The sequence below is a fragment of the Roseateles sp. genome (assembly GCF_031397715.1).
Classification (GTDB): domain Bacteria; phylum Pseudomonadota; class Gammaproteobacteria; order Burkholderiales; family Burkholderiaceae_C; genus Paucibacter_A.
Window position 1 is genome coordinate 1 of sequence record NZ_JANNMI010000008.1, and the last position, 20594, is coordinate 20594.

17 protein-coding genes and 1 pseudogene are annotated in these 20594 nt (G+C 61.7%); 12 read left to right on the plus strand and 6 right to left on the minus strand.

All coding sequences use genetic code 11. From position 1 onward, the window contains the following. Positions 1-624 precede the first annotated feature (624 nt). Both vapB and vapC read left to right on the plus strand, forming a co-directional pair. Positions 625-858, plus strand: a complete 234-nt coding sequence (gene vapB / locus RMO57_RS00265) for a type II toxin-antitoxin system VapB family antitoxin (protein WP_310383176.1) — start codon at positions 625-627, stop codon at positions 856-858. A 2-nt stretch (positions 859-860) separates the two neighbouring features. After that, complete coding sequence (vapC, locus tag RMO57_RS00270; RefSeq protein WP_310383196.1) at positions 861-1271, plus strand: type II toxin-antitoxin system tRNA(fMet)-specific endonuclease VapC; 411 nt, start codon at positions 861-863, stop codon at positions 1269-1271. A 95-nt stretch (positions 1272-1366) separates the two neighbouring features. On the opposite strand, the gene RMO57_RS00275 is transcribed toward vapC, so the two are convergent. Next, entirely contained in the window at positions 1367-1972 is a 606-nt protein-coding gene (locus RMO57_RS00275) for a DVUA0089 family protein (RefSeq protein ID WP_310383177.1), read from the minus strand. Between the two features lie 23 nt (positions 1973-1995). Further along, entirely contained in the window at positions 1996-3690 is a 1695-nt protein-coding gene (locus RMO57_RS00280; protein ID WP_310383178.1) for an alkaline phosphatase D family protein, read from the minus strand. Positions 3691-3954: 264 nt separating this feature from the next. Between RMO57_RS00280 and RMO57_RS00285 the strand changes: the two genes are divergently transcribed. Together RMO57_RS00285 and RMO57_RS00290 are read left to right on the plus strand one after the other, a co-directional pair. Beyond that, on the plus strand, positions 3955-4458 hold the full coding sequence (locus RMO57_RS00285; RefSeq protein ID WP_310383179.1) for a hypothetical protein: 504 nt from the start codon (positions 3955-3957) through the stop codon (positions 4456-4458). Beyond that, on the plus strand, positions 4455-5363 hold the full coding sequence (locus RMO57_RS00290; RefSeq protein ID WP_310383180.1) for a DUF2145 domain-containing protein: 909 nt from the start codon (positions 4455-4457) through the stop codon (positions 5361-5363). The genes RMO57_RS00285 and RMO57_RS00290 overlap by 4 nt, the downstream gene beginning before the upstream one ends. Here RMO57_RS00290 and RMO57_RS00295 read toward each other — a convergent pair. Further along, positions 5360-5965, minus strand: coding sequence for a YqiA/YcfP family alpha/beta fold hydrolase (locus tag RMO57_RS00295; RefSeq protein ID WP_310383181.1), 606 nt, complete (start codon positions 5963-5965; stop codon positions 5360-5362). The genes RMO57_RS00290 and RMO57_RS00295 overlap by 4 nt on opposite strands. 248 nt (positions 5966-6213) lie before the next feature. Here RMO57_RS00295 and RMO57_RS00300 point away from each other — a divergent pair, with 248 nt between their 5' ends. Beyond that, a complete protein-coding gene (locus RMO57_RS00300; RefSeq protein ID WP_310383182.1) occupies positions 6214-8970 on the plus strand; it encodes a zinc-dependent metalloprotease in 2757 nt (918 codons plus the stop codon). 117 nt (positions 8971-9087) lie between these two features. Continuing rightward, positions 9088-10092: a transporter gene (locus RMO57_RS00305; RefSeq protein ID WP_310383183.1), complete on the plus strand. Its 1005-nt coding sequence runs from the start codon at positions 9088-9090 to the stop codon at positions 10090-10092. Positions 10093-10208: 116 nt separating this feature from the next. Here RMO57_RS00305 and RMO57_RS00310 read toward each other — a convergent pair whose 3' ends face one another. Continuing rightward, entirely contained in the window at positions 10209-10622 is a 414-nt protein-coding gene (locus RMO57_RS00310) for a helix-turn-helix transcriptional regulator (RefSeq protein ID WP_310383184.1), read from the minus strand. 67 nt (positions 10623-10689) lie between these two features. On the opposite strand from RMO57_RS00310, the gene RMO57_RS00315 reads away from it, so the two are divergent. The 3 genes from RMO57_RS00315 to RMO57_RS00325 all read left to right on the plus strand — a co-directional run bounded on the left by RMO57_RS00315 (position 10690) and on the right by RMO57_RS00325 (position 16040). Next, entirely contained in the window at positions 10690-12312 is a 1623-nt protein-coding gene (locus RMO57_RS00315) for a site-specific DNA-methyltransferase (RefSeq protein ID WP_310383186.1), read from the plus strand. A gap of 2 nt (positions 12313-12314) precedes the next feature. After that, positions 12315-15026 carry a DEAD/DEAH box helicase gene (locus RMO57_RS00320; protein WP_310383187.1) on the plus strand — a complete coding sequence of 904 codons (2712 nt, stop codon included), beginning with the start codon at positions 12315-12317 and terminating at the stop codon, positions 15024-15026. 576 nt (positions 15027-15602) lie between these two features. After that, positions 15603-16040: an excalibur calcium-binding domain-containing protein gene (locus RMO57_RS00325; protein ID WP_310383189.1), complete on the plus strand. Its 438-nt coding sequence runs from the start codon at positions 15603-15605 to the stop codon at positions 16038-16040. A 290-nt stretch (positions 16041-16330) separates the two neighbouring features. Here the strand turns inward: RMO57_RS00325 and RMO57_RS00330 are convergent, their stop codons facing one another. Together RMO57_RS00330 and RMO57_RS00335 are read right to left on the minus strand one after the other, a co-directional pair. After that, positions 16331-17779 carry a sensor histidine kinase gene (locus RMO57_RS00330; protein WP_310383191.1) on the minus strand — a complete coding sequence of 483 codons (1449 nt, stop codon included), beginning with the start codon at positions 17777-17779 and terminating at the stop codon, positions 16331-16333. Continuing rightward, positions 17779-18492 (minus strand): response regulator transcription factor, encoded by a 714-nt coding sequence (locus RMO57_RS00335; protein ID WP_310383192.1) that lies wholly within the window; start codon positions 18490-18492, stop codon positions 17779-17781. Before RMO57_RS00335 ends, RMO57_RS00330 begins: the two co-directional genes overlap by 1 nt. A gap of 192 nt (positions 18493-18684) precedes the next feature. On the opposite strand from RMO57_RS00335, the gene RMO57_RS00340 reads away from it, so the two are divergent. From RMO57_RS00340 to RMO57_RS00350, 3 genes and pseudogenes are all read left to right on the plus strand, one after another. Beyond that, on the plus strand, positions 18685-19008 hold the full coding sequence (locus tag RMO57_RS00340; RefSeq protein ID WP_310383194.1) for a c-type cytochrome: 324 nt from the start codon (positions 18685-18687) through the stop codon (positions 19006-19008). A gap of 28 nt (positions 19009-19036) precedes the next feature. Next, a complete protein-coding gene (locus tag RMO57_RS00345) occupies positions 19037-20293 on the plus strand; it encodes an FAD/NAD(P)-binding oxidoreductase (RefSeq protein WP_310383195.1) in 1257 nt (418 codons plus the stop codon). A 112-nt stretch (positions 20294-20405) separates the two neighbouring features. Beyond that, a pseudogene (locus RMO57_RS00350) lies at positions 20406-20594 on the plus strand (hypothetical protein); the annotation flags it as partial.

Sequence of the window (20594 nt, forward strand, 5' to 3'; positions counted from 1 at the left end):
GTTCTAGGCCGGATTCCCTTGAGCATCCCAGGCCCTTGGCAGCACCCGGCGTTCGCGGAGAAACGACGGAGTTGCGTGGTGCATAAGTTTTGAACAGAAGGACGCGAAGTTCACGAAGAGTGTGAAGGGGATTGGATCTCCGTCTTCCTTCGCGATCTTTGGGACCTTCTGTTCAGGTTTGATCGGACTCGTCGGCGCTGGCCCGGCGTTTTGTTTCTTGAGAGCATCCCAGGTCCCGGGCGGCATCCGGCGTTCGCGGAGAAACGGCTTATTTGGCGGCGTTTCGCAACGCGGACCACTTTGTTTCTCATGATTTCTTCGCGAACTTTGCGGTCTTCTGTTCGGATCTAACTCGTGCCGCTCCGTGCTGAACTGGCGGGGCGCAAGAATCTTGAACAGAAGGACACGAAGAGCGCAAAGAAATTCAGGCCAGCTTCGTAGTCCTTCGTTAACTTTGCGTTGTTTCGAATTGCGGAACGTTTCGTTTCTTGAGAGCTGAATCAAAAAGTAACTCGGGTCGGGCAAGCTATGGATGAGGCGCACAAGCTCGATGGAAAGCGCTGAGGTGACCGCGCTTGCCGTGCAATATACAATCGCTATATACGCATTCATCGGGAGACATGCATGGCTATCGGAACCGTGTTCGTCAACAACCGCACCCAGGCTGTGCGCCTCCCATTGGATGTGCGCCTGCCAGAGGGTGTTCAAAAGGTAGAAATACGTGCCAAGGGCAACGAGCGCATCATTGCCCCCCTCGGTCAAAGCTGGGACAGCTTCTTCCTCGGCGGCCCCAAGGTCAGCGACGACTTCTTGCCTGAGCGCGCCGGCCAACACCAGTCGGAGCGGGAAGCGCTCTGATGCTGCTGCGCTACCTGCTGGACACCAATATCGTCATTGACGTGTTGAAGCGGCGCCCGGTCGAGGTGCTGGCCAGCTTCAACGCCAACGCCAGCCGCATGGCAATCTCATCCATCACGCTGGCCGAACTTTTGCACGGTGCGGAAAAAAGCAGCCGCGTGAGCGATAACCTGTCCGCCATCGAAGACTTTTGCAGTCGCCTAACTGTTTTACCCTACGGCGCCAAGGCCGCCCAGCATTACGGGGCCATTCGTGCCGCCCTGGAAAAAATCGGCCAAGCGATTGGGGTGAATGATCTGCACATTGCTGGCCACGCACGCAGCGAAGGCTTGGTGCTGGTGACGAACAATCTGTCGGAATTCGAGCGCGTGCCTGCGCTCGAAATGGAGAACTGGGTCGGTGCGGGCCAGTGAGCTGCGGCTTGGCCACACGTAGTGCGAACAGAGCAAAAAAAGGCTGCGACCCATGACGGTCGCAGCCCCACTCAGTGGCTTGCGCAGTCGCTAACTCAAGCCTTGCGCTGACGGCGCTGGTTCAAGGACACCAAGCCCAGCAGCCCCAGGCCCATCAGCGCCCAGCTGGCCGGCTCGGGCACGACGGCCGCTTGATCCACCGAATTCAGCTTGATGCTCCACAGCCCACCTTTTTGGTCGGGGAAGTTGGGGTTGCTGCTGCTTTGCGTCCAATCGACCAAGGCAATGGGCGCGCTGCCGTCCAGCATGAAGCCGGCCGACAGCAACTGGCCATTGGCGTAGTTGTCAGCGGCGCTGAGCGTCAGCAGGTACTGCCCGGCGCTCAAACCAAGCAGCTGGATGCCGGCGTCGAGCGAGCCTTGGCCGGGGCCGAGCTGGTCGTTGTCGTCCACTTCGGTGATCAGGCTGTAGTCATTGCCGGCCTTGGCCCAGAGTTGCAAGACCGGGTCGAAGTTCAGACCAGCTTGCCAAGAGTCGGTCCAGGCCTTGAATTCGGCGCTGTCGGCGGCCAGGCTGAAGCTGATGCGCACCACGTCGGTGTTGTAGACGGCTTGGCCGGCGAAGTCGAAGTCGGCGGCTTGGGCCGACGAGAAAGCAGCGGCAGCCAGCAACGCGGCGGCGAAATTGCGTTTGAGGTTCATGGCGATAGATCCAGTTCGTAAGTTCAAGGAGCCAGCGCGGCCGGGTTGGCGCGGTTCGGCGTTTGCGCAGCAGGCGACAGGCGGTTGCTGCCGTCCACCACCTGGAAGGCGGTGGCAAAGGTCTGAATATTGCTGGGGCTGGCGACGGTGTCGACATACCACCACTCGCAGACGCAGCGGTTCGCGTCGGCGTCGATCAACATATAGCCGCGTTTGTCGAGGTTGATGTACTTCAGATGCGGGTTGGCGGGAGTCAGCTGCGCAATCGTGCCAGCGGCAACCTGTGGGTTGTCCACGCCGGGCGAGGAGATCGAGGTGCCGACGAACTCAACCGCGCGTGAGCCTTGGCCGGACGCCTTGTCGTAGCCGCCGGTCGCCAGGTTGGCATTGTTCGGGTCCTGGCTCAAGTCGGCCGCCCAGCTGCTGTGGATATCACCCGTTAGGATGACGACGTTGTTGACCGGGGCTTGGCCCTTGTTGGCGTCGCCTTTGAGCACGTCATAGACCCGATTGCGGGCGGGCTGGTAGCCGTCCCAGGCGTCGGAGTTGAAGAACACGCCGCCGCCGAGCGAGTTGGGCGCGCCTTGCACCTTGACTTGCGCAAACATCACGCCCTGGCCGAGGACCTTCCACTTGGCCGTGCTGCCGCGCAGCTTGTTGAACAACCAGCTCTCTTGCTCGGCACCGAGCAACTGGCGGGCCGGGTCCAGATAGGCACCTTGCTGGATGAAGTAGCCGTCGGCATTGCCGATATTGGTGCCGAGCTGGGCCGAGCGGCCGGTCAGGCGCTGCTCCAGCATGATCAGGTCGACCAGATTGCCGAAGGCATAGCTGCGCGCGTTATTGCGCGGCTTGGTCGGGTCAACCACCCGTACCGGCATCCACTCGTAATAGGCCTGCAAGGCGGCACCGACGCGGGCGGGCCAGGTGCCTTCATTGGCCTGGTGATTTTCGGCGCCGTCGACAAACGCGTTGTTGGCGGTTTCATGGTCGTCCCAGATCGCCACCAGCGGGTGCTGGCGGTGCATCGCTTGCGAGTCCGGGTCGCGCTTGTACTGGGCGTGGCGCATCCGGTAATCGGCCAGCGTGACGATTTCGTGGGCGGGCTCGGTCGCGCGCACTTCGCCGTATTGGTTGTTGCCGTACTCGTAGATGTAGTCGCCCAGGTGCACGACCATGTCCAGATCGGCGCGCTCGGCGATGCGGCGGTAGGCATTGAAATAACCGTAAGCATGGTTGGAGCAGCTGACCACGGCCATGCGCAAATTGCTGACCACGCCGCCAACCGGCAGCGTCTTGGTGCGGCCGATGGGCGAGCTCACGCCGTCGACCGAGAAGCGGTAGTAATACGTGGTGTTGGGGCTCAGGCCTGTGGCATCGATTTTGACGGTGAAGTCGCGCTCAAAAATCGCCTTCGTGCGGCCGGTCTTGACGATCTGGCTGAAGGCCGGGTCTTTGGCTATGAAAAAGTCCACCACTTGCGAGCTGCGGCCATTGGTCGGCGTGACGCGGGTCCACAGGATCACGCGGTCGGACAGCGGGTCACCACTGGCTACGCCGTGCTGGAAGTTGCTGTTGATGGCAACGGCTGCGGCCGTGCCGGCCAGGGGCAGCAGCGGCGCGGCCACCAGGGCCGCTGCGGCCGAGCCTGAGTTCTTGAAGAAGGCGCGGCGGCTGCTGCCGACACGAACGGGCTTGATGATTGATGGGCGACCCATGATGGACTGTCCTTGTTTGGTGTGTGGCGCCGCAAGTGGAGGAAAGGGCGCTGACGAATACTGCGGAAGATGCCGCTTTGTCGAAACGGGCCCGCTCTACAGGGCGGCCCTGACCGGCACGACTGTAAGAACGCTGTGTGACGTGTCTATGCACATCTCACACGGCATTCGGCAGGGGGCGGCCGGCGAAGCTGGGCTGACGCCTTGCTACCATGGCGGCGGATTTTTCAGATTGCCAATACAAAAACCGCGATGGGAGCCCTTATGAATTTCACCTTCTCGACCAGGCAGAAGCTTGCCGCCAGTGTGCTGACAGGTGCTGCGCTGTCGCTGTCGCTGCCGCTGCCGGCCTATGCCGCCAGCTCGACCGCCTCTTCCGCCTCCGAGGGCGCCAGCAGTGCGGCCAGCAGCGGTTCCAAGTCCTTGGAAGCCTCCAGCGGCTCGTCCACCAAAGACAAAAAGGTCTCCGCCGGCGACTACAAAATCATCGACGTGGCGGCCGCCGCCGACCGACCCGGCATGCTGCGCGTGCACTTGCAAGCAACTGCCGCAGCAGCTTCAGACGCCCCCCACAGCCTCGCGGACTTCTACCTCGTGCTGCCCCAGCTGGCCTTCGAGAAGAGCCAGTTGAGCGCAGGCCAGTTGGTGACGGCCCGCGAACATGCATATGGCCTGGAGTTTGCTAACGGCCAGAGCCAGCAGCCGTTCTTCTTGGTGTTGAGCGACGCTTGGTACCGCGAGCTCGATAGCCGCGCCGTCGTGCTTTGATTCGAGTCCTTGGACTGCTGGCGCTCGCGCTGCTGGGTTGCGGCCAATTGCAGGCCGGTGGCCTGCGTTTTTGCGAGCCGCCGCCCCAGCCCAGTGCCGCTCAGCAAGACAAACAGCTGCGCTTTATCGCCATCGTCAAAGACGAGTTGGAACGCAGCGGTCAAGGCGTCGCCTTGGTGTCGCGCGCCGGCACCGACCTGAGTCGTTTTGAAATGCGCTATTCGCACGCCGGTTTGGCTTTGCGGGCCAGTGACAACACACCCTGGTCGGTGCGCCAGTTGTATTACGTCTGCGACGAGGCTTCGCCTAAGCTCTACGACCAAGGGCTGGCGGGCTTTTTGATCGGCGCCAATCAGGCGCAGATCGGCTATTTGTCGGTGGTCTTGTTGCCGCCGGCCGAGGCCGCTGCGCTCGAGCGCGCTGCGCTGGACAAGCGCCGCGCCTTGCAGCTCTTGGCGCCCCGCTACAGCGCCAACGCCTACCCCTTCAGTGACCGCTATCAAAACTGCAACCAATGGGTGGCGGAGTTGCTGGCGGCGGCCTTGGGCGATCTGGTGCCGGGTGCGGAGGCGGACGTTCGCCCGCAAGCGCAGGCCTGGCTGCAAGCGCAGGGTTATGAGCCGGCCACGTTCGAGATTGGCTTCACGCCGCTCTTATGGGGTGCGGCCGCCTTCATGCCCTGGGTGCACAACGACGACCACCCGGCCGAAGACCTCACAGCCGCCCGCTACCGGGTCAGCATGCCGGCCTCGATCGAAGCCTTTGTGCAGCGAACCATGGCCGGCGCGCAGCGCATCGAGTTTTGCCATAACGGCCAACATGTGCTGATGCGGCGCGGCTGGGGGCCGGGCCTTGCCGAGGGTTGCGTGGCCGAGCCGCAAGACAGCGTGATTGCTTTGAATTAGGCGAGCCCCAAGAACTCGCTCAACTCGGGCAGATAGTCCTCAAAGTCCGACAGCCCATGGTCGCTGGCTTCCAGCAGGCGGGTGTGGCAGTCGGCGTAGCGCGCGTGCATCTCGCGCCAGTCCAGCAACTCGTCGCCCTTGGCAATCACGGCCAGCAAGCGCTGCGGCGTGCTGGTCAGGGCCGAACTCAGCGCTTGCAGCTCGGCGATGAACTCGGGGCGGAAGAAGAAGCGCTCGGCCGGGTCTTGCCAGCAGCTTTGCTCGCCAATGTACTTTTCCAAGTCCCGCGCCGGGTGAACGGCGGGGTTCAAGAGCACGACGCGGCTGCTTTGAAAGCGCGGCCACTCGGCCAGCACGGTCGCGTAAAAGCCGCCGAGCGAACTGCCCATCAGCGCGCAGCCTTGGCTCGGCCAGTCGGCCGTCAAGTCCCGCAGCAAAGCCATCGCCTCCGCCGGCGAGGGCGGCAGCTGCGGGCAGGCAAATACCAGCTCGGGGCGCTGCGTGCGCACCCACTCGGCCATGCTCAAGGCCTTGGCCGAACGGGGCGAGGAGCGAAAACCGTGCAGATAAAGCAGGTGGGTGGTGCTGGGTCGGGTTTCCATCCGCGCAGTCTAAAGGCCAGGGTTGAGGCTCGCCCGCGCATGGGGTAAACCCTTCTCTGGGTGACTAAATGCGACGAATGGCGGAACGCATTGTGCGAAGCACGCTCGGCCGCATTGACGGCGCGCGGCGGCTGGTTCACAGTGGCCGACTTTGTCGCGCGGGCAACGCTGATGGGCGCCCGTGCTGCCAACTTTTTCGGGCTCAGGCCATCCGCTTGAGCCTTGTGCAATGTTTCAGGATGGTCTGAATGACTTCATATGTTTCGCTGTTCGGCGCGCGCCGGCTCACCTTGTCGGCCGTGGCTGCCGCCGTTTCATTGCTGAGTGCTTGCGCCACCACCGGGCCCAATGCGGCCGCGCCGGCGGGCGCAGGAACTGCGGCCACGTCAGCGCCAGCCAGTGCGGCCGGCCCAGTTGCCGCCGCTGCGGTGGCTTTCCCCAATGCCGCCGCTTCGGCCCCCAATGCGAGCGCCAAACCACCCGCCGACCCGACCGCGCCCAAGCCCTTCGCCGAAGTCAGCAAGGACGCCAAGGTGCAGGCCGGTCTGTTTCCGATCTGGCGCAAGGACGACAAGGTCTGGCTTGAACTCCCCAAGGCCATGATCGGCAAGCCCTTTTTGTTCACCGTCAATATCGCCAGCTCGATTGGCGAGCGCGGCCTTTATGCCAGCCAGATGGCGGCCGACCAGCTGGTCGAGTGGCGCCGTATCGGCAACCAGATTCAGTTGGTGGCACTCAACACCGCTTTCCGCGGCGAAGGCGGTGCCAAGTTGGCGGTGGCCCAGGCTTTTTCGCCCAGCCTGATCGCGGCCGGCCCGGTCGGCAGCGCCGAGCACCCGCAGAGCAAATCGGTGCTGGTCGATGCCGGCATCTTCTTGACCGACATTCCGGGCCTGTCCACGCGGCTGGAGGTGGCCTTCCGTCTGCCCTATGCGCCGGACCGCAGCAACTCCTCCTTCGAGGCCACGCGGGCCGACGCCAAGCTGAGCACCTTGACCGCCCGCATGCACTTCTTCACGCCGCGTATCCCGGCGCCGCCGCTGGTGGCGCCGCCCGCTCCGGTGCCGACACCGCCGCAGACCACGCCCGATCCGCGCAGCATGTTCTTCAGCTTCGTCTACAACTTCCAGGCGCTGCCTGATTTGCCGATGCCGACGCGCAAGCTCGACCCGCGCATCGGCCACTTCATGGAGTCCTATTCCGACTACGGCAGCGACAGCAAGGCCAATGTGCGAGTGCACCTGCTCAAGCGCTGGCGCTTGGAGAAGCAAGACGCCGCTGCTGCGCTGAGCGAGCCGATTAAGCCCATCACCTTTTGGCTGGATAAAAATATTCCGCCTCAGTACCGCGCGGCGGTGGAGGCCGGCATCCTGGAGTGGAACAAGGCCTTCGAGAAAATCGGCTTCAAGAACGCCATCCACGCCAAACAGCAGCCCGATGATGCCGATTGGGACAATATGGATTCAGGCCACGCGTCGATCCGCTGGTTTGTCGGCTCCGACGTGGGTTTCGCCATTGGCCCCAGCCACGCCGACCCGCGCACGGGTGAAATTCTCGATGCCGACATCGGCATGAGCGATGTGTTCGCGCGCGGCTCGCGCCGCTTCATCAGCGATGACCTGGGGGCTACCCCAGCCGTTGCGGCGCTGGCGCTGGACCGCCATGGCCACAAGCATGGCGCCGCCGACTATTGCAGTTATGCGAATGAGGCCGCCGCCGAGATGGGCTTTGCGCTCGACTTGCTGGAAGGGCGCGGCGACATCACCCCCGACAGCCCGGAGGCCGAGGCCTTTGTGCAGGCCGTCATCAAGGACGTGATCACGCATGAGGTCGGCCACACGCTGGGGCTCAAGCACAACTTCAAGGCCTCCACCTCGGTGACCCTGAAGCAGTTGCAGGACAAGGCCCACACCGAGCAGTACGGCATCTCCAACTCGGTGATGGACTACAACGCCTACAACCTGTCCTTGAAGGGCGAGCCGCAGGGCAGCTATACCAACACCACCTTGGGCGCCTATGACTACTGGGCGATTGAGTACGCTTACAAGCCCTTGCCCGCCGAGACCGAAGTGGCCGAGCTGGCCAAGATCGCCGCGCGCAGTACCGAGCCACAGCTGGCCTATGCCGATGACATCGACGCCGGCGTGGGCGGCCCCTACGACGGCTTCGACCCCGAAGCCAACCGCTTCGACCTGGGTGACGATCCGCTGGCCTACTTCAAGCGCCGATTGGCGCTGAGCCAGGAGCTGTGGTCGCGCGTGCAGGACCGCAAGCCGGTGCTCGGCGGCGACCCGCTGCGCGACCGCCGCTCGATCGTCGAGAGCTTCCGCCAACTGGCCCGTTCGGCCGAGCTGACCGGCAAGTATGTTGGCGGCATGCACGCGCTGCGTGACCTGCCCGGCACGACCGGCCGGCCGGCTTTCAGTGCCGTCGAGCCTGCGCGTCAGCGTGAGGCCTTGAAGTTCATCTCGAGCGGCTTGCTGTCGGCCAATTCCTTCCGCTTCCGCCCCGAGTTCCTGGCTTCGCAGACCTTGGACTACAACGAATGGGAGCGCACACAGTTGTCGATTCCGGCCGCCGTGGCCGTCGTGCAGGCCACCGTGCTGGACCGGCTGATGTCGGCCAACACCGCGCGCCGCCTGATCGATATGCCGGCCTTTGTGAGCGAGAAGGAGCGCAAGGGCCTGGTGTCGCTGTCCGAGGTCCACAGCACGCTGAATGCCGCCGTTTGGAGCGAGCTCAAGACCGGGGCCGAGATCGACGGCATCCGGCGCAATCTGCAGCGCGAGCACCTGAAGCGTTTGCAAGCCGTCTTGACGCGCGGCGGCGGCCCCGGCCTGTTGGCCGATGCCTACGCGATGGTGCGCTTCCATGCGGTGCAGCTGCAGTCCGATTTGCGGGCGGCATCCGGCAAGGGCGGGCTGTCGGTTGAAACGCGCGCTCATCTGGCCGAAAGCCTGGACACCTTGAGCAGCGTGCTGAAGGCGAATATGCAGCGCAGCTGATCGCGCGCGGCGTTTGAAGCGGGCCGGCGTTAGAAGCGCCGGCCTTTTTTTGCTCGAAACATCCTGTGAGTGGCTTCACTTGGTCAACAATCGCGCCCGTGATGAGAGGTTGAACGAATGAGTTATGTGTTTGGCGCTGTCGACAACGCCCTGATTTGCGGCTTCGTGCTGGCCCCCGGCCGGGCCGGCCGCGCCATCGGCTTGGCCGAAGCGCTGAGTTGGCTGGCTCAGGGCGCGGAGCAGAACGCCGAAGAATTCATCTGGCTGCATTTCAACCTCACCGACACCACGGCCGAGAAATGGATGCAGGTCAATTTGAGCCTGCCGCCCGAGTTCTTTGAGGCGCTGCGTGAAGGCTCGCGCTCGACCCGCATCGAAGACGCCTCCGACAACCTGATCGCCGTCGTCAATGATGTGGCCTTCGAGTTCTCGTTCGACCCGTCCGAGATTGCCTCGCTCTGGGTCAGCGTCAGCGCGCGCGTCTTGGTCAGTGCGCGCGTGCATCCGCTGCGCTCGATCGACCGGCTGCGCCAGGCGGTCAAAGACGGCGCCTGCTTTGGCTCCAGTGTCGAGCTGCTGAATCATTTGATGAACGACCAGGGCGATGTGCTGGTGCGCATCGTGCGCGAGGCGACGCTGCAGGTCGACAGTATCGAAGACGGTTTGCTGGTCGGGCGCTTGCAGCAAAAGCGCGGCGAGCTGGGCAAATTGCGGCGCGTGCTGGTTCGTCTACAACGCTTGTTAGCCCCCGAGCCGGGCGCGCTGTTTCGCCTGCTGCGCCAGCCACCGCCCTGGGTGAAGGCCCATGATCTGGACGAGCTGCGCCAGGCCACCGAGGAGTTTTCGCTGGTCATCCGCGATTTGTCGGCGCTGCAAGAGCGCATCAAGCTGCTGCAAGAAGAGATGGTCGCGCAGGTGGGTGAGCAGACCAATCGCAGTGTTTTTACCTTGACGGTGGTGACGGTGCTGGCCTTGCCCATCAACATCATGGCCGGCATGTTCGGCATGAATGTGGGCGGCATCCCGCTGTCCGAGCATCCGCATGGTTTCAGCATCTTGGCCCTGGTGGTGCTGGGGTTCACGGCGGTGGCGGGGTGGTTGGCGTTCAGGAAGAAGGATTGATTGCCATTTTTCGGCCTTGACCTGCTTCCGGTTCTGATTTTCGAGTGCGCCTCGAAGATCAGAATCGCTTGCCAATTTGTGCTTATGCGTGAATAGCGACGGGCAGCCGGCTAACGTCAGTCCTCAACGGCCTCTGGTTTTTTGATCCGTTGCCGTTGCCGTCGCAACAGCAGGGTCATGAAATCCTCCACCAACTCCCGATGATCCGGCGTCAGCGCTGAGAACTTGCTCGACGTCATTTCCGGGTCAGTTGCCACCGGTTTTTGAGCAGCGTTGCTGCGGCTGGACTTGCCCGTGCGTTGCGGGGCGGCTTCCGCCCTCCGGTGCAATTCCGAAACTGTGACCCCGAGCGCATGGGCGATGCGCGCCAAGGTTTCGGACGAGTAGCCCTGCGTACCGCGTTCAATGCGAGACAAGTTGCTGGCGTTGGTCTCGGCAGCAAAGGCGATTTCCTCAAGCGTGGCTTTGAGTGCTTCCCTGATCTCCCGAATGACTGGCCCAATTTTCATGGGCGCTATGGTGGTTTGCATTGACGCAACGCGCAAAGCGTAAGGCGTCAAATAGAATGACGTACCACGTCAATATTAAGTACGCCTCATGCCATTTCTTGATTGGGTCAACAAGGCCCAGGCGCAGCGCAGCACGGCTGACGTTCCCTATCACCTGCTGCAATTCCAGTCAGCGCATGGCGACCCACAATCGGAAAATCTGCTGATCCAGGGCGATAACCTGCTGGCACTCAAGGCGCTGTTGCCGTTTTACCGTGGGCGGGTGAAATGCATTTACGCCGACCCACCATTCAATACTGAGCAGGCTTTCCCGGACTACGACGATAAATTGGAGCATTCGCAGTGGCTGACGATGCTTTTTCCTGCGCTCCAGTTGCAGCGTGATTTGTTGGCGTCGGATGGGACTTTGTTCATACACATTGATGACAATGAATTGGGCTACTTGTTGGCAATCGCCGACGAGGTCATGAACCGGAAGAACCGCGTTGCGATTGTGACTTTTAAGCAAGGCGCTGCTACCGGGCACAAATCCATCAATCCCGGCATGGTGAGCACCACCAACTTTATGGTTGTGTACGCCAAAAACAAAGCAAGCTGGAGGCCCAATCGCCTGTTTACAGGGCGAGAGCGAGACAAACGCTACGGCCAGTTTCTGGTAAACCCCGATGCTCCTTGCTCTCAATGGCGGATAACCACTCTCTCCGCAGCTTTTTGTGCGGTCAATGGGCATAAGAAACTCAGTGACTTAAAGAAGGAATTAGGACCATTGGTGTTGGAAGAGCGGCTCAATGAATTCGTCATTGCGCATGCGAGTCAAGTGATCCAGTCCGTGCGGCCTGACTACGACGCGGTTAGTGAGGCGGCACAAAAGCTGATTGACAAATCCATAGCGGAACCGGAAAGCATTTTGGTTTTGGAACGAGACGGCTACTCGACTATGTATTTCAGAGGCGGTCAACGGCTAATTTTTTATAGCGGAAAACTGAAAGAAATTGACGGGGTAATGGTCGCAGGTGAGCCGTTGACCACGCTTTGGGATGACTTGCTTTCCAATAATTTGCACAAGGAAGGTGGCGTAGAGTTCCCAAAGAGCAAGAAGCCCGAAGCGCTACTAAAGCGAATTTTTGAATTGACGACGCGCCCAAATGACTTGGTACTGGATGCCTATCTCGGGTCTGGTACGACAGCTGCAGTAGCTCACAAAATGGGACGGCAATACATTGGCATTGAACGCGGTGAACACGCAGTAACCAAATGCCTGCCGCGTTTGAATGGTGTTGTTTCAGGCGATCAAAACGGCGTCTCGCAGTCCATTGGCTGGCAGGGCGGCGGCGGATTTCGCTTTCATAAGCTGGGCGAGCCTGTATTCGATGCCGAAGGCGGCATTCACGCCGCCGTGCGTTTCGGCGCGCTGGCCGCATATCTGTGGCACTTCGAGACCGGAAACCCAGCCCGCCAAACATTCGATTCGCCGTTATTGGGCGTGCAAGAAGGCACCGCCTATGTGCTGCTTTACAACGGCATTCTGGGCGACCGCCGACCGGCTGGTGGCAATGTGTTGACCGCGAATGTGCTGGCGCATTTGGATTCCGTATTTCCCCACACCGGGCCGCGCGTGATCTATGGCGAAACCACGCGCCTTGGTGAAGCCCGTTTGCGTGAAGCCGGTATCACGTTCAAGCAAATTCCCTACGACATCAAAGCGCGCTGAACATGTTTGCCCTCAAGGACTATCAACAGAAGGCACTGACAACGCTCAACGGCTTCTTTTACAAACTGCGCGCCAACGGGCTGGACGATGCGTGGCTGGCGTGCGCACCCTTGCACGAAAAGAACGGCCAGAGCTGGCAGGCGAAATACAACCCGGCCGCAATGGGCGATGTGCCCGCCGTGTGCGTACGCATTCCAACCGGCGGTGGCAAGACTTTTCTCGCTGCGCATGCCGTCGCCCAAGCGGGAAAAACCCTTCGCGACACTGCTGCACCCGTGGCCTTATGGCTGGTTCCCTCGGATGCCATCCGCAGCCAGACGCTGGAGGCACTCTCCACGCCCCGCAATCCGTGCCGGGAGGCTTTGACGCAGCACTTTGGTGAGCGCGTGCGTGTCTGCGCACTGGATGACTTGGCGACTGTTGGCCCTCAAGAGGTGGGCAATTCGGCCATCATCATCGTGGCGACGATTCAGTCCTTCAACGTCAAGGACAAAACGATTCGCACGGTGTACTCGTTTGATGAATCACTGGCCCCCCATTTCCAAGCGCTGACACCGCAACAGGAAAGCCGACTTGACCGGGTGTTGGAGGCGGACATTGCCGCGCAGCCGTATTTGACTGTGGCCGACCTGGGCCGCGTGAAAGCCTCATTGGCCAATTGGCTGACGCTGCACCAGCCTATCGTGATCGTGGATGAGGCGCACAACAACCGCACCGCGCAGGCTTTTTGCACGCTGCGCGATTTGCACCCGGCCTGTTTGATCGAACTGACGGCCACGCCGATGCCCGACAGCAATGTGATTTTTCATGTTGGCGCGCAGGCGCTGGCCAATGAGGACATGGTCAAGCTGCCGATTGTGTTGATGGAGCACAAAACCGGTTGGAAAGATGCCGTGCGTGATGCGGTGCTGACACGCGACCGGCTGGAAACTATTGCTTTGGGGGAGGCTGACTACATTCGCCCGGTGTTGTTGTTTCAGGCCGAGGACGTCAATGGTGAAGCGACGGTGGAGGCGCTGCTGGCGCACTTGATCAGCCTGGACGGTGAAAAGCTGGATCGCAAGCAAATTGCCATTGCCACGGGCGAGCTAAAGGAGTTGGACGGCGTCGTCCTGGCCAATCCGACTTGCCCGATTCGCTTTGTCATTACGGTCAAGGCCTTGAAAGAAGGCTGGGATTGTCCGTTTGCCTACGTACTGTGCAGTTTGCAGGACATGAAGAGCGGAAAGGACGTTGAGCAGTTGTTGGGCCGCGTCATGCGCATGCCTTATGCCCGCCCGCGCCAGCAGCCAGAGTTGGGCAAGGCCTATGCGCATGTGGTGTCCACGGCAACCGCCCGGGCTGCCGACGCCTTGGTAGACCGGCTGGTGAATAACATGGGCTTTGAGCGGTACGAGGCGCAAGCGGCGATTGTTTCCTCGCAAATGGCCTTCGCTTCTTTTGATGATGGTAGGCAGCAGTCGTTGTTGCCGCTTGAGGCCGTGATTGCTCTACCGGTCGTACCGACTCAGACCATTCCTGAAGCGTTGAAAGGCAGTATCGAAATTCGCCCAACCTCGACCGGCGCCACGGTGATCGTGCGCGGCGAATTGACGGTAGAGGTGGAAGATTTTTTACTGGCCGCCTGCAAGCCAGGTAAACAGCAGCAGGCAGTGCAAGAGTCGATTGAGCGGGAGCGCGCCCGCCAAGACGCTCAACTGGCGCCCGCCTCGCGCGGCGTGCCATTCGCGCCGCTGCCGCAACTGTGTTTTGAATGGGACGGTGAATTGCAAGCGGTTGAACGCCGCGTTTTAGCCGAATTGGGTGACTTTGATCTGTTCGCTGAAGTGGTGAGTTTGGCCGGTTTCACCGTGCATGAAAGCGGCAGCCTGTTTGAAATTGACGTGGCCGGCGACAAGGTGGTTTACAACAACGCCGATAGTGGCCAACTGCAATTGAATGAAGTGACTGCGCATGCCGATGAACATGATCTGGTGCGCCAACTGGACCGCAGCTGTCGGCAGGTAGACGTTAGTCAGGTCGCCTTGCTCAAGTGGTTGCTGGCGCTGGTGCGGCATCTGATTGGCGACCGGGGCCTCACGCTGACTGCTTTGGTGCGTGGCAAATATCTGCTTGCCGAGGCGATTCGCCGTGAAATTGACCGGCGTCGCCAATTGGCCGTTAACAGTGGTTTTCAGAAGGCGCTGCCAGAATTTAGGGCGGCGCCGGTGTTGGCAGATAGCTTTCGCCATGCTTTCACTTTCCGCGTTAACCAGTATCCGGCCCGCCCGCCGTTTTACGCTGGACGGTTTCGGTTCAAGAAGCACTACTACCCGGTAATTCACGACCTGCGTGAAAAGCGCAAGGATGGCAGCGCGGCAGAGGAGTTTGTCTGCGCGAGAGCCATTGACGGTCATCCTGAGGTCAAACACTGGGTGCGCAATGTGGCGACGGATGAGAGGTTTTCATTCTGGCTACCGACTGCCACCGACTACTTCTACCCTGACTTCGTGGCGGAGTTGAAGGATGGTCGCGTTTTGGCTGTGGAGTACAAAGGGCAACTGCAGGTTCACGAAGACACCCGTGAAAAGGATCAGATCGGCAGGCAGTGGGAGGCGTCGAGTGACGGCAAATGCCTTTTCTTGATGGCCGTTGCAGATGACCTTGGGCGGAATGTGGCGACCCAAATTTCTGACAAGATCGGGAAATCGATCGGGGTCAGGGATGCGCGATAACGCTGCCATGAGCTTCGCGCACAGCATGGCAGGTGCCACGAGCGATCGAGCAATTGGTCGAGCAGTTCCTCGTTGACGGCGCCAGTGACGATCAGCGCTTTATCGTCACATCCAGGAGAGTCCCCCGATCAGCCGCTCAGCGCTGCGCGCCGGGTCCACTGCGATGCTCGAAAACCGAGGCCGCGCCCAACTCACTGCGCGCCCTGCGGCCGCTACGTTCAGACAAGGGGCGCGAAGTCAGTCATGGATGCGTGCTGCGCACGCGCCTCGGTGTTCTGCGCTTCTCGTCGGCTTCAAAGGGGGTTTTGGTCTTCAGCCAACAGCTGCGTCCCCAGGGCATTCGGGCATCCGGCTGCCCGAGCATCCGCTTGGGTTCAGCGTCCTCGCATGCATCGTGCTGGTGTGCATGGTGCTGTCTATGCGCGCAGTTAGTTAATATGCGTCAGACTAAAGGTGCGGCATCCTTATTGCCAAATATCTTGTCGCAACGACGGCTTCCGCCTATGTTTTTAACTTTTCTGCCAGCTGATCCTGATGTTCAAAACATGCTCTCTGGTCTTTGCGTTTCCAGCGTTGATGGCAGCTGCGGCGCCCGCAGCTGCCGCACCGGCCTACAACAAATGCATCGTCAACGGCTCGACCACATACCAGCGTGAGCCCTGCCCATTCGGCGAGGCCCGCAAGGACCCGACCGTCGAGCAACTGAATGCCGAGCGAAAGAAGCGGCTGCTTCAAGCCGGCAATTTCCCCGCGATCCAGTCAGTACCGGCGCCAAGTAGCCAGGCTTCGGCAAGTCTTGGGGCTGCAGCAGCCCCCAAGTCGGGCAAAGAGCAGCCCACGTCTGCGGTCAGACCGCCAGTCGAGCCGACTCAGTCCTTCAGGTGTGATGGCCGAACTAGCTGCACCCAGATGAGCTCATGTGCCGAGGCTAAGTACTTTCTGAGCCACTGCCCCGGGATCAAGATGGACGGTGACGGGGACGGTATTCCCTGTGAATTGCAGTGGTGCAATTGATACGTAAGGCCAGCCCTCCCATCTTGAATCTCAGGTGATTGCACAGCACGCTCGTGTCCACCTCAACTCTTGGTGGACACGTGAACACTTTTCCTCAACAAGCCATCCACGGCCGCCGGCGCCGGCTGATCCGTCAAGATGGGATGGCTGGCAGCTTACGGCCTGGCGCCACCGCGGCGTCTATTCGGCCTTGTTTGATGTGCGCTTCGAGGAAGCCCGCGCGCGCGGCTTTGAATGGATGGCGGTGGACGCGTCCTTGATGAGCCGCCCGATCTTGGAGGCGATGGGCTTCATGCCGATTTGTCCGACTTGGCCGATGCGCTACCGTGCTCAGGCGGCTTGCCGAAACTGACCCGAGCCAAGAGCCCCAAACCGCCCTTGCCAGGCTGCAGGCTGACCGTTGCACCGTGATGATCGGCGATGGCCTTGACGATGAACAGGCCCAAACCCTCACCCTGACTGGCTGCACCCCGCCGACGCCGTTGGAAGAGCTCGGGCAGCAGCCCCACATCCAGCCCCGCGCCCCGATCTTCAACTTCGAGCAGTACTGCCGCCGCTGTCGTTCGGGTGCGCACAACGATGGGGCCACGGCCGTGGGTGATTGCGTTGTCGAGCAAATTGCTCAGCAGCTCATGCAGCTCGCCCGGCCAGCCTTCTAGGGCTGCCGGCTCCAGTTCGAAACCCAGATCGATGCCGCTGCGTTCAGCGCGGTCAATGAATTCGGCCGCGCAGTCCTCGACCAGCAGGGTCAGATCAAGGCGCTGCGTCGGCAAGCCGCTGCCGGCTTCCGAGCTGGCTTTCTCCAGGCTCAGGATGCGCTGCACCAAGCGCTGCAGTCGCGCGACCAGGCTTTGCATCAGCTGCAGCCTTTGCGCTTGCGCTTGCGCTTGGGCTTGCGCTTGAGGGGCTGCCGCGTCGGTGGCCAGGTCTTCAAGCGCCATTTCTATTTGCAAGGACAGGCTGGCGAGCGGTGTGCGCAGTTGGTGGGCGGTGTCACCGATGAACGCGCGTTGGGCGGCCGCGCTCTCGCGCAGCCTGGCCAGCAAGCTGTTGAGCGCCGCGGCCAGGACGGCGGATTCGTTGGTGTCACCGGGCGGCGCGACCGGGCTCAAGTCACGCGCCTGACGCGCCTCAAGCTGACTCGCAAAGCGCTCCAGCGGCTGCAGGATGCGGCGGGTGCTGAAGTGCAGGCCCAGCATCGCCGCCACCAGCAACAGCAAACCAAGACGCACCGAGCGGGCGCGTATCTGCGCGCTGGCTTCAAGGCGCTTATTCAGCGTCTCGGCCACCACGATGCTCGCTTGCTTGGTCGGACCCTGGCGGTGCAAGGTCAGCACGCGCACCGCTTGCCCGTCGAGCCGGCCCAGCAGGCTGACGTCTTTGGCCGGCGGCTGGGCGCTGACAAATGCTGCCAGCCGCGCGTCGCCCCACACCAGCTTGGCCTGGCCGTCGAAGACCGCAAAAAACAGCTGGTCCAGCGGGTCGGCTTGCAGCAAGGCCTGGGCCGACTGGGGCAGATCCACGTCCAGGTCGCTGTCGGTGTCGATCTCTACTCGGGCGGCCAAGGCCACGGCATTGTTCAGCAGCGCTTGATCGAAGGCTTGATCGGCCAAACGCTCGGCGCCGCGCAGATCCAGCAGCAAGGCAAGCGCCAGCACCAGCGTCAACCACAGGCCCAAGGTGGCGAGCAGTCGCGTGCGCAGCGAGACCCGCTTGAGGCTTGAGCTCAGGCGCCGCATCAGCGCCAGTCGTGTGAACTGCTCGCCGGTGCTTCGGGCCGCACCGGCGCTTGCTCCAGCAAGCGGTAGCCCAGGCCGCGCACGGTTTCCAGCTTGAGGCGGGAGGCTGCGAGCTTGAGCCGCAAGCGTGAGACATGCAGTTCAACGGCATTGGCGCTGAGCTCGCGGTCCCAATGCCCGAGGCTGTCAATCAGCTTGCGTTTGGGCACCAGCCGCGGGCTCTGCAAGGCAAGCTCCAGCAGCAGCGCCCATTCTTTGCGCGTCAGCGGCAAGGGCTGCTGGTTCAGGCTGGCGCTGCGCTCCGCCATGTCCAGCGTGAGTGCACCGAGTTGCACGCAGGCGAGCTTGTTGGCGCTGGCGCGGCGCAGCAGGGCCCGCAAACGTGCCAACAGCTCCGGCAACATAAAGGGCTTGGCCAGGTAGTCATCGGCGCCGAGGTCGAGGCCGCGCACCTTGTCCTCCCAGTCATCGCGTGCGGTGATCAGCAGCACCGGCACGGCGCAGGCGCGCGCACGCAGCTGGCCCAGCAGGCTCAGCCCGCTCATGCCCGGCAAACCAATGTCGAGCAACAAGGCGTCGTAGTGGACATCGCGCAAGGGCAGGCCGGCTTGTTCCGCCTGTGCCACGGCGTCAACGGTATAGCCCTCTCGGCATAAAGCCTCCACCAGGCTGGCGCGCAGGTTGGGGTCATCCTCGATCAGCAAGATGCGCATGGGTTTTTGGTGTCAGCTTTTGCTTGCCGGGCAGCAAGTCACTTCAGTTTGCGGCTGTTTTGAGCGGCCCAGCTTGATCAAAGGCAAGCCAAGCAGCCCTTCGGTAACACTATGTTTTTGACTGGGTTTCGACAGCATGGCCCCGCTAGATTCAGGCCTACCGCATTTGATCTATCTAGCAAGGAGGCTTTCATGCAAGGCAATCGACTTGTCCTGTCCAGCGTTGTCGCAGCGCTGCTGTCATGTTCTCTCGCCGCCGCGGTGGCGCAGACGCAGCCCATGCCACCGGTGCCGGCCGGGCGGCTGCTGGCGTCGAACTGTTTCCAATGTCACGGCACCAATGGCAAGGGGCCGGGTTTTGAGCGCCTGGCGGGCAAATCGAGCCTGGAGGTCTACAAGGAGCTGAAGGAAATGCAGGCCGGCGGGGAGGGCCAGGGCTTGATGACCAAGCACGCGCTGGGCTACACCGATGCGCAACTGCGCGAGCTGTCGCAATGGCTCTCGACTCAGCGTTGAGTCAGCCCTGAACCTAGAGGAGTCTGCAATGAATCGACGTCAACTTATTCAAGCGGCCATGGCCGCAGCGGCCGGCATGGCGGCCTGGCATCCCCTGGCCAGTCGCGCCGCCAACTCGGGCGGCAGGGTGATCGTGGTGGGGGGCGGCATGGCCGGCGCCACCGTGGCCAAGTACTTGCGCATGTGGAGCAATGGCGGCTTGCAAGTGACCTTGATCGAGCGCAACCCCGCCTACATCTCCAACATCATGAGCAGCCTGGTGTTGACCGGTCAGCGCTCAATGAGCAGCTTGCGCTTTGGCTATGACGCGCTGAGAACTCGCCACGGCGTCAAGCTTGTCACCGACGAGGTGTTGGAGGTCGATGCCGTCAAGGGCTCGGTCATGCTGGCCTCGGGTCAGCGTTTGATGGCCGACAAGATCGTGCTCGCGCCGGGTATGCGCTTTGATCTGCTGCCCGGCCAAACCGACCCTGCCCGCATGCCGCATGCCTGGTCGGCCGGCGTGCAAACCGAACAGTTGGCCAAGCAGTTGGCTGCGATGCGGGCGGGCGGCACGGTCGTGCTGACTATCCCCAAGACGCCGTACCGCTGCCCTCCCGGACCCTATGAGCGAGCTTGCTTGCTGGCCGACTGGCTGAAGGCGAAAAAGCCGCGCAGCAAACTGATCGTGCTGGACGCCAACCCCGACATCGTGGTGGAGAAAGACAATTTCTCCGAGGCCTTTTTCGGCTTGCATGCCAACGTGATCGAGTACCACCGCAATGTAGAAATATCATCGGTTGACGAGCCGCAGATGATGCTCTACACCAATGGCGGCGCGGTGCATGGTGACGTCATCAACTTGATCCCGCCGCAACGGGCCGGCAAATTGATCGAGCAAACCGGCCTGGCGACGGCCACCAACGGTCGCTTTGCGCCGGTCGATGTGCTGAGCTACGCCAGCTTGAGCGCGCCCAAGGTCCATGTGATCGGCGACTCCAGCGCCACCACCCAGCCCAAGGCCGGGCATATTGCCAACCAGGAGGCCAAGGTCTGCGCCGATGCGTTGGTACGTTACTTCTGCGGCTTGGCACCGGACCCTGCGCCGGTCACAAACTCGGCCTGCTTCTCGACCATCACTCGCACGCAGGCCTCTTGGTTGAACGTGGTGTTTCAGTACGATCCATTGACCAAGACGATGCAGGCAGTTCCTGCCAGCGCCAGCGCCTCCCTGGGTTGGAGTGGGGATAATTTTGAAGACATGAACGAATGGTTCAAGGCCTTGATGGCCGACTCGTTTGCCTGATGGGCGCATAGCGGTTCATGGTGGGGCCAAGCCCGGTCTGATGGCAGAATCCGCGAAACTTCCGGAGGCTCGGCATGCTGATCGATTCGACCTTGGCCCTGACGCAAACCCCATGCACGTCCACCCGATAGGCCGCCGCCTCGCGCTGCTGCTATGTCTGACTCTCAGCGCCTGCGTTTACGTGCCTCGGACAAAAATTGCCGACGATCCCGAATGCCAGGGCGTGCAGAAATCCATGGTCCTTGAGGAGCAGCAAGTCACGGTGATGCAGGGCTGCACGAACAATAGCTGCCTCACTGTG